This is a genomic window from Rossellomorea sp. NS-SX7 (genome assembly GCF_052828565.1).
In genome coordinates this window covers 1,430,300-1,443,595 of sequence record NZ_CM128249.1, presented here as the reverse complement: position 1 = coordinate 1,443,595, position 13,296 = coordinate 1,430,300, and the positions used below count along the sequence as shown (strand labels likewise).

Below are 13,296 nucleotides of genomic sequence, written 5' to 3'. Positions count from 1 at the left end.
TCCTCCTAATCTTCCGCTAACCAAGTACGTAGTAACTTAGCAAACTCTTCCGGTTTTTCTTTAGCCATTCTTTCAAGCTGCTTTCGTCTGATTGAACCCTCTGTTTCTTCTTTCGGTTCGATATCCGGTATTTCTTCAGGAATGCGTTCCTCTTCATAGAACAACTCTTCTTCCTTTTTCTTATTACGCGATCTCAGAAGGAAGAATACAAGTAATAGGATGATCACAAGCAAAATACCGCCGACCACGTAAATCCACCAAGGCAGCACCTGCTTAGCGTCCCCTTCAAATTCCATTTTTCCGTTGAATTCCTGAACGGAAACAACCACTTTATCTTCTACAGCTTCATCTGTCAGCTCAGGGGCAGCTTCCTTATCAATGGAAGTTCTCACGATTGTCGATAATATCTGCTGGATATCATCTATGCGATTTTGCGGCAGCGAGTTTTCGTCCTCTGGATTCGGAGGTTCAACCATTACCTGGATCCCCAAATCACGGATCTTGTATGGGCTCTCTACAATCTCTGACCGTATCCGGTTCACTTCATTATTGATGGTTTCTTCAATTCTTTCATAATCTCCGTCCGTTCCTGTGCCTTCTTGATACGAATCAAGAGTATCATCAGTATCTCCCCCTGATGGTACTCCCCCAGGGCCGGCTCCTTCTCCGGAAAATGTCTCTGTAATTCGCTGTGCACTGACGGCAATGCCTTCCATGTTTTCTTCATCAACTGGGGTTACGAGGTTTTTTTCATGGTTTGCCTGAGTAAAGTCAATATCAGTCGATACTGATACAACCACTTTATTGAATCCCATCAATGTCCCGAGCATATTTTGAACCTGACGCTGTAAATCTCGTTCAATCTCCTTCTTCACATCCATTTGCTGGGCGATATCTCCACTTCCCATGAAATTATTTTGAGATTCCAAGTCAAAGTACTCAAAAAACTGGTTCATGATGACGATATTCTCAGTAGGAAGGTTTGGAACGCTCTTGGAAACTAAATGATAAAGTGATTTGATTTGGCGCTGGTCCATATTAAAACCAGGGTTTGTGTTAAGGACAATCGATGCGGTTGCATTCTGAACATCATCATTTAGGAAAACCTGTTCTTCTGGCAGATTGATCATGACCTTCGCATCTTTGACACCATCAATTCCTTTTATCAGATTTACAAGCTCTGTCTGCATGGCATCAAGCTTCATAACATTAAACTCATTATCTGTCATTCCGAAACCGGCATTCTTACTGAAAAAAGAGTAATCAATGCTGCCGGAATTAGGAATTCCTTCAGCAGCCAACTCTACTTTTAACGTATCTACTTGTTCTGTAGGAACCAATATGGCGGTTCCGCCTTCTGTAATTTGAGACGGAATGCCCCTGCCATCCAGATTTTCCTTAATCGTGCCTGTTTCTGAAGGCGACAGATTTTTATAAAGGGGAGCCATCGGGGTTCTTGTTGTAAGAAAGACTGCAATACTTATAAGAATAATGGCAGACAGCAAGATTGCTCCCATGCTGATTTTTTGTTTTTTCGTTCTGCTTGTCCAATAAGTCTTTATTTGTTCTGTATAGTTCTTAAACGATTCATTCATTACAATCCTCCGGTACTCGACTGCATGTATCTATTACATTGGCATTCTCATTATTTCCTGATATGCTTCGACAACCTTATTGCGCACTTCCATGGTTGTTTGAAGAGTAATGCTGGCTTTCTGTGATGCGATCATCACTTGGTGAAGGTCAACGTTTTCACCCCGTACCAGTTTTTCTGTCATGCGGTCAGATTGTATCTGTGTCTGATTTACTTCTTCAATTGTTTTCTTCAGCAATTGACCGAAATTCCCTGTTGCATCTGAAGGTGAAATTTGTTTTTTTGCTAAAGACGGACTTAAAACCCCGGGGGTCACCGAACTTATACTATGTATGGTCATAAGTGTGTACCTCCTTACTTACCTATTTCTAAAGATTTCATTAAAATTGATTTGTTTGCGTTAAATACAGTGACGTTCGCTTCATAAGAACGTGTAGCTGAAATAAGATCGACCATTTCACGAAGCGGATCGACGTTAGGCAGTTGTACGTACCCCTCTTCATTGGCGTCGGGGTGTACGGGGTCATATACCATTTTAAAAGGAGTATTTTCATCTTCCTGTATCTTTGAAACTTTGACTCCCTGCCCGGCTGCATGATTGCCCCTATTCACCGCTGCATTCAAGAAGGAAGAAAAACCTGCTTCCTTGGGTTCCATTACGATTGACTTTCTTCGATATGGCTCCCACTCTCCATTTTCATTCACTTTCGCCCGTGTGGTGTCGACATTGGCCATATTGGAAGAAATGATATCCATTCTTAACCGCTGAGCTGTCAATGCTGAAGATGTAGTGTTCATACTAGAGAAGATCGACAATGTTATTTACCTCCTGTAACGACTGACTTCAAAGAGTTAAATTTCCCATTAATCCGGTCTGTCAGAGCATTGAAATAGATTTGGTTCGATGCCATTTCTGACATTTCCCGATCCAAATCAACACCGTTCCCGTTATGGTTATATTGATACGCGCTTTTCGTTTTTACAGCTGGATGCTGGTTAGAGGACTGAAAAGAAAAATGCCTGGCATTCGTTCTTTTCGCTTCTAATTGATTGATTGAATCATTCAGGACTGTCTTAAACTCTACTTCTTTCGCTCTATAATTTGGGGTATCTACATTCGCAATATTTTGAGAGATCACTTTCTGATTTAAAGAGGCATAATCCAGTCCTCTTTCTAAGTTTGCAAAAGTGCTGGAAAATAATTTCATATCAAACACCTCTATCCATTTATTTAGTAAGATACGGTTTTTTTTACAAATATAACTTCTGTCCGTCCTTATTGTAATGTTTAGGTCGAATAGTGTCTATGAATATTCAGTATTTTTTAAAGAAAAACGTCGAAAAATGAAGAATTCATGACTTTAAACCTACATAAAGTCCTGTTTTTGGAAAATGGTTTTGTTGTTCTTTACTGAAGTGTTTCATTTATATGTTTAAATCATTACAAAGTTTTACACGACTAATTTTATCAACCTGGTGTAATTTCCACTAGCTGTATATTTTTCCAATTACATTATCGATTAGGAAATCATTTGAATATGATATTCCTTTTATTTGGATCAACTAACGAATTTTTCTATTTATTCTTATTGATTGTAATATTGTCGAAAAAAGTCGTAATAATAATGTAACATCTTAATTTTACTATCCCTATTATAGAAGACAAGACCCAGCACATTTCTACTTGTAGTTCTTTTGACTTATTTAATAGCAAGTAAATGCATTCATACACTACCTTTTCATGATTTCTGGTTTCTTCCATATCATGTTGATTCAGTCCTTTTTATTAACAAGCCTTCTCAGCCAAAAAAACCATTAACTGTTGCATAACCAATCATTTATATCGTCAGTGAATATTGGTTGAAATAAGCATAAATATGTACCTATTTTCTTTTACGAATCGAATTAAACTAAAAAAATCCGCTACTCCACAAAGGGAATAACGGATTTTGAATGATCACTTATTAATTTGTACGAAGTTTTTCAAGTTCAAGCAGGAATTTATTGTTTAGAACTTTGATGTATGTTCCTTTCATTCCAAGGGAACGGGATTCAATCACTCCAGCACTCTCCAATTTACGAAGGGCGTTCACGATTACCGAACGGGTGATACCCACTCTGTCAGCAATTTTAGAAGCTACTAACAAACCTTCATTCCCATTCAATTCTTCGAAAATATGTTCAATCGCTTCCAGCTCACTGTATGACAGGGAACTGATCGCCATTTGAACCACTGCCTTACTTCTGGCTTCCACTTCGATTTCTTCTGCTTTTTCACGCAGGATTTCCATACCAACCACTGTAGCACCGTATTCAGCAAGAATCAGATCATCATCTTCAAAACTTGCTTGAAGACGTGCAAGGATTAACGTACCAAGACGCTCTCCCCCACCGATGATCGGTACAATTGTCGTCAAACCGTTTTTGAATAACTCTCTGTTTTCAACTGGGAATGCTGTATATTCACTTTCAACATCCAGGTTTGGAGAAGTCTCTTGGATATTGAACAGATTTTGAGTATATTCTTCAGGGAACTGACGATCTTCAAGCATTTGTTTCATTCTTTCATTTTCGATTTGCTGGTTGATCGCAAATCCAAGCAGCTTGCCTCGGCGGCTTACTACAAATACATTTGCTTCAATTACACCGCTGAGGGTTTCAGACATTTCTTTAAAATTCACCGGTTTGCCTGCCGCCTTTTGCAGCATGGCGTTAATCGTTCTTGTTTTTCCTAATAGATTCATTTTCATTTCCTCCTAGTACAACTAAATTGTGTCTAATATTATATTTATTATTTTATCGAATTCACTAATCCTTTTCTTCTATACCCCGTTTAGCTATAGAAAAAACTTATAGGATGAATTGGCTTAAATCCTTGTTTTTTGATATGGCGCCTAACTTATCATCGACATACTGTGGAGTAATTTTAATGGTTTCCAATGTAATCTCCGGTGCCTCAAAAGATAAGTCTTCAAGCAGCTTCTCCAATATGGTATGAAGTCTCCTTGCACCAATGTTATCGGTATTCTGGTTAACATCATATGCAATTTCAGCCAGCCTACGAATAGCATCGTCAGAAAATTCAATTTGTATACCCTCTGTTTCCATTAATGCTATATATTGCTTGATGATCGCGTTATCAGGCTCAACTAAGATACGAACAAAATCCTCTGTAGAAAGCTTCTTAAGCTCCACCCTGATTGGAAATCGTCCTTGTAATTCCGGTATCAAATCAGAGGGCTTAGACATATGAAATGCTCCTGCTCCAATGAATAGCATATAATCCGTTTTGACAGAACCATATTTAGTCACGACTGTCGATCCTTCCACGATCGGCAGAATATCGCGCTGAACCCCTTCTCTCGATACATCAGCGGAAGATTGACCAGATCCTTTACTTGCAATCTTATCAATTTCATCAATGAATATGATCCCGGATTGTTCAGCCCTTATGATGGCTTCCTGTGTCACTTCATCCATATCAATCAGCTTTTGCGCTTCTTCATTGATGAGCACTGTTCGTGCTTCCTTCACTTTCAGCTTTCTCTTTTTCTTTTTCTTCGGCATAAAGTTACTGAGCGCATCCTGCATGTTCATGCCCATTTGTTCCATACCGGATCCTTGCAGCATATCAAACATAGAAGCTTGCTGTTCTTCCACTTCAATGGTAATGAATTCCTCTTCAAGTTCTCCGTTTCGTAATCGCTGCTCTGCTCTTTTTCTTTGTTCTCTTAAGGACAGCTCTTCTTGTTTTTCTTCGTCTTCATCCTGGCTTTGACCGTTGCCATTCCCGCCAAAGATCATTTCAAAAGGATTTTTATAGGACGATGATTTCTTCTTCGAAGGAACCAGCAGCTCGACAAGGCGCATTTCAGCATTTTCTGCTGCACGCTCGCGGACACCCGTCATTTTTTCCTCTTTGACCAGTCTTACAGCGGTTTCCACAAGGTCCCTCACCATCGATTCTACGTCACGGCCTACATAACCTACTTCTGTGAATTTTGTTGCTTCCACCTTGACGAACGGAGCACGTACAAGTTTCGCAATCCTTCTTGCGATTTCCGTTTTCCCTACCCCGGTAGGACCAAGCATCAATATATTCTTGGGTATTACTTCCTCTTTCATTCCTTCAGGAAGCCTGCTTCTGCGGTAACGATTTCTCAAAGCAACCGCTACCGCCCTTTTTGCATCCTTCTGTCCGACAATATATTGATCTAATCGTTCAACTATTTGTCTTGGGGTTAATTGCTCAGCATTTTTTTTCAATTGGCACACTCCTAACTTTTCTATAGTGTGAGAAAATCATATAATGAGCTATTACAATTCTTCTACAATGATCTGTTCATTGGTGTAGACGCAAATATCAGCTGCAATTTGCAATGATGCTTTGGCAATTTCTTTAGCCGAAAGATGGTCTCCGGAATATTGTTTCAATGCACGCCCTGCAGATAAAGCATAATTCCCGCCAGAACCAATGGCTAAAATGCCATCATCAGGTTCAATTACTTCTCCAGTTCCAGACACAAGAAGTAAATGATTTTCATCCATGACAATAAGCATCGCTTCAAGCTTCCTTAATACTTTATCACTGCGCCACTCTTTCGCAAGCTCCACGGCTGCCCGCTGAAGATTTCCATTAAATTCATGAAGCTTCCCTTCGAACTTTTCAGACAATGTGAAGGCATCCGCAACCGATCCCGCAAAGCCGGCCAGCACTTTGCCATTGAAAAGCTTGCGTACTTTTTTTGCAGTGTGTTTCATAACGACTGCATTTCCAAATGTGACCTGTCCGTCCCCGGACATGGCGCACTCCCCTTTATGTTGCACAGCAAAAATAGTGGTAGCATGGAATTGATCCATCGTATGACCTCCAATATTAAGCACGCGGATGATGTGCCAGATATGTTTTCCTTAACTGATCTTTTGTCACATGTGTATATACTTGGGTTGCAGACAAATCTGAGTGTCCCAACAGTTCTTGCACTGTTCTCAAGTCAGCTCCATTATTCAATAAGTGTGTTGCAAAAGTATGTCTTAATTTATGAGGGTTTATCTTGCCTGTCAATGAAGCCTTTTCAACGATCTTATTGAGGATAAGACGTATCCCGCGGGTTGTAAGAGGCCCGCCGCGATGATTGACGAATACGGCAGAATGACTTTGTTCTTTGATAAGAGAAGGCCGTGATTGATTTATGTATGCTGTCAATGCATCTTGAGCAAAGCTTCCGAAAGGGACATACCTTTCTTTGTTCCCCTTCCCCCTTACAAGAATGGTGGATAACGCCATATCTACATCTTTCAGCTTGAGGTCGGCACATTCACTTACACGAATTCCGGTGCCGTACAGAAGCTCAAAGATTGCTTTATTGCGGATATCCAATAAAGAATCCCCATTACAAGCCTCCAGCAGGACCTGTATTTCTTCCTCATAAAAAAACTTGGGAAGACGCTGTTCCTTCTTTGGAAGATTTACAAATGAAAAAGGATTTGTCTTTAGTTGTTCCTCCCGGTTTAGAAATCGGTAAAAACTTCTTAAGCTTGATATTTTTTTGGAAATGGATGCTCTCATTAACTTTCTTTCGTGAAGACCCGTTAAGTAGAGCCTCGCATCAAAATATTCCACTTCCCCTAATGAACGAAGGCCCTGTTCTTTCATAAATACGTAGAAATCTTCGATATCATGACGATATTGTTCAAAAGTATAAGTGGAATACTGTTTTTCTATTTGTAAATATTCTATAAAAGATTGTAATTGTTCGGATAATGTATTTGACATATCGTTAACACCTCACAAGGGCTACTAAATAGTAACACAACCATGCGGCCCATGCAATTGATTTTACATTTTTTTCACAAAGTTCTGAATTGTTTCCAATGCCCTGTTTGCATGCTGTTCATTCCGCTCTTTTTTCCCTCTTATTTTTTCGGGAAGGTCAGGGAATAGACCGAAATTAGCATTCATAGGCTGGAAATTCTTCTGATTAGCTTTCGTGATATATCTTGCCATACTTCCAATTGCCGTTTCATGAGGGAAGACCAGCGGTTCCGTACCTGATGCAAGTCTTGCCGCATTGATTCCTGCAACTAGTCCGCTTGCAGCAGATTCAACATACCCTTCTACCCCTGTCATTTGTCCGGCAAAGAACAGGTTCTCATTTCCCTTTATCTGATATGTATCCCTTAATACATTGGGCGAGTTGATGAAGGTGTTTCTATGCATCACTCCATACCGTACGATTTCTGCATTCTCAAGTCCCGGAATTAAGCGCAGCACTTCCTTTTGAGGACCCCATTTCAAATGAGTCTGAAATCCTACGATATTATATAACGTGCCGGCTGCATCGTCTTGTCTTAGTTGGACGACCGCATATGGGCGTTTTCCTGTCTTGGGATCTTCTAGTCCAACTGGTTTCAAAGGGCCGAACAACATTGTTTTCTTTCCTCTTGCAGCCATCACTTCGATCGGCATACAGCCTTCAAAGAATATTTCCTTTTCAAAATCCTTCAATGGTACGGTTTCAGCAGAAATAAGGGCTTCATAGAAGGTATTGAATTCTTCCTCTGTCATCGGACAGTTCAGATAGGCCGCTTCACCTTTATCATAACGGGATTTGAGATAGACTTTATCCATATCGATTGAATCTTTTTCGATAATTGGGGCTGCTGCATCATAAAAGTACAGGTGCTCTTCTCCGGTCATACTCTTAATCTTCCCTGAGAGGCTTTCACTGGTTAAGGGACCTGTAGCGATAATGGTGATACCTTCCGGGATGTCAGTGACTTCTTCATTGTATACGGTCACATTCGGATGGTTTTTCACATGATTTGTTACATGTCCTGCGAATTCATGGCGGTCCACCGCCAAGGCTCCCCCTGCAGGTACCGAACATGCATCAGCCGCTGATATGATGATGGAATCAAGACGTCTCATTTCCTCCTTTAAGACACCCACAGCATTCGTCAGTGTATTCGCTCTAAGGGAATTGCTGCAAACCAGCTCTGCGAATTTATCCGTATGATGTGCTGGTGTTTGACGGACCGGTCTCATTTCGTACAAATTAACCTTAATGCCCCTTTTTGCAATTTGCCAGGCTGCCTCGCTCCCTGCTAACCCGGCACCGATTACATTAACAACTGTCATTTATAAAGTCCTCCCATTACACCCTATAATCTTCATCTTATCCAATTTGCATTGTACAACAACGCATTTTATTTAAAAAGCTAAAAGCATCCGTGAATTTGCCATGGCTCATTTCCCATGATTCCCTCATAAAACAGAAGCTATTGATCTGTCGCCAGACGAATTTTTGTATAAATTCTACAAAAATGATAAATGTTTTACAATCATTCAAAAAACAGAAAAGAACTGACCCGGCAGGCAAGAATCATCACCTTTTGGGACAGTCCCTCGATACATTGTATAAGTACCGCAGCGAAGAAGCAATCGTTTTTTTTACGAATCACTCTTATTTCTGCGGTTCTTCTTTATAATCACAGTTCGTACATTGTACCTGATTACCTTTTTTCAGCTTCTTCTCTACAAGCAGCTCTGAACATTTCGGACATTTTCTTTCGATCGGCTTATCCCACGATAAGAAATCGCATTCCGGATATTGATCACAGCCATAAAAAATCCGTTTCTTTTTACTTTTTCTTTCTATTATATTTCCTTTTTCGCATTTAGGGCATTTGACTCCAATTTCTTTAACGATCGGTTTCGTGTTACGGCAGTCCGGGAAATTACTGCAAGCCATAAATTTACCGTAGCGTCCCATTTTGAATACCATAGGATGACCACATTGTTCACAGTCTTCACCAGCCGGTTCATCACGAATCTCGATTTTTTCCATTTCATTCTCTGCTATGACCAAACGCTTTTCGAATTCCCGATAGAATTCATCAATGATTCTTTCCCATTTCATTTTTCCATCTTCGATATCATCCAGACTTCTTTCCATGTTGGCAGTGAATTCCACATCGATGATTTCAGGAAAGAACTCTCTGACCAGCTCAAGGACGATCTCTCCCAGTTCCGTCGGAATGAACCTCTTATTATCAAGTGAGACATACCCTCTTCTTTGAATCGTATCAAGTGTCGGAGCGTACGTAGATGGACGGCCGATACCGAGCTCTTCAAGCGTCTTGACAAGTCTTGCCTCCGTATATCTTGGCGGCGGCTGAGTGAAGTGCTGTTTTGGATCAATCAATTCACTTTTCACTTTATCATTTTCTTTAAGCTCAGGCAGGAGGTTGTCTTTTTCCTCCTTCTGGTCGTCTGATCCTTCAACATATACCTTCATAAAACCTGGAAACTTGACTTTGGATCCATTCGCCCTGAAATAAACCGGACCATTAACTAAATCCACACTCATCGTGTCCATTATGGCAGGTGCCATCTGGCTGGCAACAAAGCGTTCCCAGACTAATTTATACAGGCGGTATTGGTCCCTTGAAAGGAACTCCTTCACCGAACCGGGATCCCTCAGTGTGCTTGTAGGACGGATCGCTTCATGCGCATCCTGGGCTTTCTGCTGTTTCTTTTCTTTTCTTTCAGATTGTCTTACAAAGTCATCACCATATTTTGTAGTGATGTAGTCGCTCGCTTCTTTTTGAGCGACTTCCGAAGTGCGTGTGGAATCGGTTCTCATATAGGTAATCAAACCGACTGTACCTTCTTTGCCTATAGCGATACCTTCATATAATTGCTGCGCAAGCATCATCGTTTTCTTCGCACGGAAGTTCAACTTCCTGGCAGCTTCCTGCTGTAGGGAAGAAGTTGTAAAAGGAAGCGCAGGGTTCCGTCTTCTTTCCTTTTTCGTCACTTTATTCACTTCAAAGGATTTCCCTTTTACTTTTTCAAGGACAGCCTTAACTTCCTCTTCTGTTTTTAAATCTACTTTTTTTCCATCAAGTCCATAAAAAGAAGCTTGGAAGTTTTCTTTATCTTTCTTGAATTCCGCTTCAATGGACCAATATTCTTCAGGTTGGAAATTTTTTATTTCGTTTTCACGGTCAATGATCAGCCTTACCGCAACAGACTGCACCCTGCCGGCACTTAGACCCTTTTTGACTTTCTTCCAAAGCAGCGGGCTAATGTTATAACCGACCAGCCTGTCTAAAATTCTTCGAGCCTGCTGAGCATCCACAAGGTCCATATTGATCGGACGCGGATGTTTAAAGGACTCTTTAATCGCATCTTTTGTGATTTCATTGAAAACGACCCGGCACTGGGAGTCCGTGTCCATATCCAAGCTGTGAGCCAGATGCCACGCAATCGCTTCCCCTTCCCTGTCGGGGTCGGCTGCGAGAAAGATTTTTTTCGCTTTTTTCGCGGCCGTTTTGAGCTCCTTCAACACAGGCCCTTTACCGCGTATTGTTATATACTTAGGTTCGAATTCCTTTTCCACATCGACACCCATTTGGCTTTTAGGTAAATCTCTTACGTGCCCCATGGAGGCCCGTACTTTATATTTTTTTCCTAAATAACGTTCAATTGTTTTCGCCTTAGCCGGCGATTCCACTATTACTAAATAATCTGCCATCCAATATGCCTCCTTGAAGAGGATAATAATCACTGTTTATTTTTACAATCTGTATTAAGGGGAACCGTGGTAAACGGTTTCACATCATTCTATACAGCATAAATTTATTTCATTCAGTGCGGAGCTTTCACCCCATTTATCTTGTTAACTTCTCTTCTATTGTTTTCGATACCTGTTGCAAAATGTATAACAGTTTACAAAGAATTGCAACCTTTTTGTATAAAATACTGCTATAAAATCTCTATTTGATGGGAAAAAAGCTGCTTTATTACATGATTTTATATAATTTTCTGGAACTTTATACATGGAGCTCAGAAAAAATATCTTCTATGGATAATACCATTTTAGCCCCTTCCTTGATCAAGCTATTTGTTCCTTCTGATAGCTTGTGATGGACAGCTCCCGGAATACAAAGGATTTCTCTTCCTTCATTTAAGGCATAGTCAGCCGTAATAAAGGTACCACTCTTTTTTTGAGCTTCCGTTACTAATATTGCAGCTGATAGACCGCTTATGATCCTGTTTCTGAAGGGGAATTGCCATTTCTGTGGTTTAAAATTGGGAGGGTATTCAGATATGAGCAGCTGATGCTTCATCATATATTCGGCAAGCTTTCTATTTTCACTAGGATAGATATGGTGGAATCCACCTGCAATTACAGCTATGGTAAGACCATTGCTGCGAATAGCCATTTTATGTGCCATCGTATCTGCACCTCGAGCCAGCCCGCTGACGATCACAATATCTTTTTCCGCTAGCCCCGGCATCATTTTGCGGAGATTATCTTCGGTATAAGAGGTGGCCTGCCTAGAACCGACAACGGCCAGCTTTCTCGGAAACTGGAGGAGTTCCCTTCTTCCTTTTAGAAAAATGATGAACGGGGGGTCGTACACTTCTTTTAGAAGTTTGGGGTAATCTTCATCAAAGCATGATAACCAATGAACGTCATCCCTGCGGTAGCGCTCTTCATACACATGAAATGGGATGGAGTGAAGGTCGTTGTGGAATAATTCAGAGTTTTTTGCGGTGGTTTGTGATAAATGCTGTATCGATGCCGGAGATAAATCGTAGATCACCGACGGCTTAGACAACCGTGATAATAGCAGCTTAGTCCCTTTCAGCCCAAGGCCTCTGCAATGCTGCATCTGAAATAGCAGGCGGGTTATTTCCTTCATTCGGACCTCCTGTAGATAGTTTAATAGGAAATAGATGAAAGAGGCTGGAAGTAAAATACCCAGCCTCTTAGCATCTGATTGATTAATGTGTTTTACACTTATCGAAGATTCCTTCTTCTTTTAATACCTTAATTAATGTTTCTCCCATATCTGAAGGAGTCGGAGCTACTTGAATTCCGCATTCGTTCATTACACGGATCTTCTCATCAGCTGTTCCTTTACCTCCTGAAATGATTGCACCGGCATGTCCCATGCGCTTCCCTGGAGGAGCTGTACGTCCACCGATGAAGCCTACAACAGGCTTGGACATATTGGCTTTGATCCACTCAGCCGCTTCTTCCTCAGCCGTACCTCCAATTTCACCGATCATGATGACTGCATACGTATCTTCGTCTTCATTGAAAGCTTTTAATACATCAATGAAGTCTGTACCATTTACAGGGTCTCCGCCGATACCTACAGCAGTTGACTGCCCGATTCCGGCTTGGGAAAGCTGATGCACAGCTTCGTATGTTAATGTCCCGGAACGGGATACAACGCCAACATGACCTTTTGTATGGATATATCCAGGCATGATACCAATCTTACATTCTTCAGGAGTGATGACTCCCGGACAGTTCGGTCCTACAAGACGAGTTTTCTTGCCTTCCATATAACGTTTCACTTTAACCATATCAAGTACCGGGATATGCTCTGTGATGCAAATAGCTAAATCAAGTTCAGCATCAACCGCTTCCATGATTGCATCTGCTGCAAATGGAGCAGGAACATAAATGACTGAAGCGTTGACTCCTGTAGCTTTTTTAGCTTCTTCTACCGTATTGAAGACAGGAACGCCTTCAACCTCAGTTCCACCTTTACCAGGTGTAACACCTGCCACGATTTGTGTGCCGTATTCAAGCATTTGCTTTGTATGGAAAAGAGCTGTTGATCCAGTGATCCCCTGTACAACAACCTTTGTATCCTTATTAATAAATACGCTCATT

The 13,296-nt window shown here is 41.0% G+C and carries 12 protein-coding genes; all 12 read right to left on the bottom strand.

Annotation, left to right across the window (positions count from 1 at the left end; genetic code table 11):
• Nucleotides 1–5: 5 nt before the first annotated feature.
• Nucleotides 6–1,595: a flagellar basal-body MS-ring/collar protein FliF gene (gene fliF / locus ACUXV2_RS07055; RefSeq protein WP_446246316.1), complete on the bottom strand. Its 1,590-nt coding sequence runs from the start codon at nucleotides 1,593–1,595 to the stop codon at nucleotides 6–8.
• A 33-nt stretch (nucleotides 1,596–1,628) separates the two neighbouring features.
• Complete coding sequence (gene fliE, locus ACUXV2_RS07050; protein ID WP_446246315.1) at nucleotides 1,629–1,934, bottom strand: flagellar hook-basal body complex protein FliE; 306 nt, start codon at nucleotides 1,932–1,934, stop codon at nucleotides 1,629–1,631.
• A gap of 14 nt (nucleotides 1,935–1,948) precedes the next feature.
• Complete coding sequence (flgC, locus tag ACUXV2_RS07045; protein ID WP_446246314.1) at nucleotides 1,949–2,410, bottom strand: flagellar basal body rod protein FlgC; 462 nt, start codon at nucleotides 2,408–2,410, stop codon at nucleotides 1,949–1,951.
• A 2-nt stretch (nucleotides 2,411–2,412) separates the two neighbouring features.
• Nucleotides 2,413–2,802, bottom strand: a complete 390-nt coding sequence (gene flgB, locus ACUXV2_RS07040) for a flagellar basal body rod protein FlgB (protein ID WP_446246313.1) — start codon at nucleotides 2,800–2,802, stop codon at nucleotides 2,413–2,415.
• 756 nt (nucleotides 2,803–3,558) lie between these two features.
• On the bottom strand, nucleotides 3,559–4,338 hold the full coding sequence (codY, locus tag ACUXV2_RS07035; RefSeq protein WP_172249451.1) for a GTP-sensing pleiotropic transcriptional regulator CodY: 780 nt from the start codon (nucleotides 4,336–4,338) through the stop codon (nucleotides 3,559–3,561).
• 106 nt (nucleotides 4,339–4,444) lie between these two features.
• The gene (gene hslU / locus ACUXV2_RS07030) at nucleotides 4,445–5,860 is read right to left on the bottom strand and encodes an HslU--HslV peptidase ATPase subunit (RefSeq protein WP_446246312.1); all 1,416 of its coding nucleotides are present in this window, start codon (nucleotides 5,858–5,860) and stop codon (nucleotides 4,445–4,447) included.
• Between the two features lie 51 nt (nucleotides 5,861–5,911).
• Complete coding sequence (gene hslV, locus ACUXV2_RS07025; protein ID WP_446246311.1) at nucleotides 5,912–6,454, bottom strand: ATP-dependent protease subunit HslV; 543 nt, start codon at nucleotides 6,452–6,454, stop codon at nucleotides 5,912–5,914.
• Nucleotides 6,455–6,470: 16 nt separating this feature from the next.
• Nucleotides 6,471–7,370, bottom strand: coding sequence for a tyrosine recombinase XerC (gene xerC, locus ACUXV2_RS07020; protein ID WP_446246310.1), 900 nt, complete (start codon nucleotides 7,368–7,370; stop codon nucleotides 6,471–6,473).
• A 63-nt stretch (nucleotides 7,371–7,433) separates the two neighbouring features.
• Entirely contained in the window at nucleotides 7,434–8,735 is a 1,302-nt protein-coding gene (gene trmFO, locus ACUXV2_RS07015; RefSeq protein ID WP_446246309.1) for an FADH(2)-oxidizing methylenetetrahydrofolate--tRNA-(uracil(54)-C(5))-methyltransferase TrmFO, read from the bottom strand.
• A gap of 325 nt (nucleotides 8,736–9,060) precedes the next feature.
• Complete coding sequence (gene topA, locus ACUXV2_RS07010; protein ID WP_446246308.1) at nucleotides 9,061–11,136, bottom strand: type I DNA topoisomerase; 2,076 nt, start codon at nucleotides 11,134–11,136, stop codon at nucleotides 9,061–9,063.
• A 298-nt stretch (nucleotides 11,137–11,434) separates the two neighbouring features.
• Nucleotides 11,435–12,310, bottom strand: a complete 876-nt coding sequence (dprA, locus tag ACUXV2_RS07005; RefSeq protein ID WP_446246307.1) for a DNA-processing protein DprA — start codon at nucleotides 12,308–12,310, stop codon at nucleotides 11,435–11,437.
• A gap of 82 nt (nucleotides 12,311–12,392) precedes the next feature.
• Nucleotides 12,393–13,295 (bottom strand): succinate--CoA ligase subunit alpha, encoded by a 903-nt coding sequence (gene sucD / locus ACUXV2_RS07000; protein ID WP_446246306.1) that lies wholly within the window; start codon nucleotides 13,293–13,295, stop codon nucleotides 12,393–12,395.
• Nucleotide 13,296: the final 1 nt, after the last annotated feature.

Excerpts from the sequence above, each read along its gene's own strand:
- fliF (WP_446246316.1), bottom strand. The coding sequence starts at position 1,595 with ATGAATGAATCGTTTAAGAACTATACAGAACAAATAAAGACTTATTGG.
- fliE (WP_446246315.1), bottom strand. The coding sequence starts at position 1,934 with ATGACCATACATAGTATAAGTTCGGTGACCCCCGGGGTTTTAAGTCCG.
- flgB (WP_446246313.1), bottom strand. The coding sequence starts at position 2,802 with ATGAAATTATTTTCCAGCACTTTTGCAAACTTAGAAAGAGGACTGGAT.
- codY (WP_172249451.1), bottom strand. The coding sequence starts at position 4,338 with ATGAATCTATTAGGAAAAACAAGAACGATTAACGCCATGCTGCAAAAG.
- hslV (WP_446246311.1), bottom strand. The coding sequence starts at position 6,454 with ATGGATCAATTCCATGCTACCACTATTTTTGCTGTGCAACATAAAGGG.
- xerC (WP_446246310.1), bottom strand. The coding sequence starts at position 7,370 with ATGTCAAATACATTATCCGAACAATTACAATCTTTTATAGAATATTTA.
- trmFO (WP_446246309.1), bottom strand. The coding sequence starts at position 8,735 with ATGACAGTTGTTAATGTAATCGGTGCCGGGTTAGCAGGGAGCGAGGCA.
- topA (WP_446246308.1), bottom strand. The coding sequence starts at position 11,136 with ATGGCAGATTATTTAGTAATAGTGGAATCGCCGGCTAAGGCGAAAACA.
- dprA (WP_446246307.1), bottom strand. The coding sequence starts at position 12,310 with ATGAAGGAAATAACCCGCCTGCTATTTCAGATGCAGCATTGCAGAGGC.
- sucD (WP_446246306.1), bottom strand. The coding sequence starts at position 13,295 with ATGAGCGTATTTATTAATAAGGATACAAAGGTTGTTGTACAGGGGATC.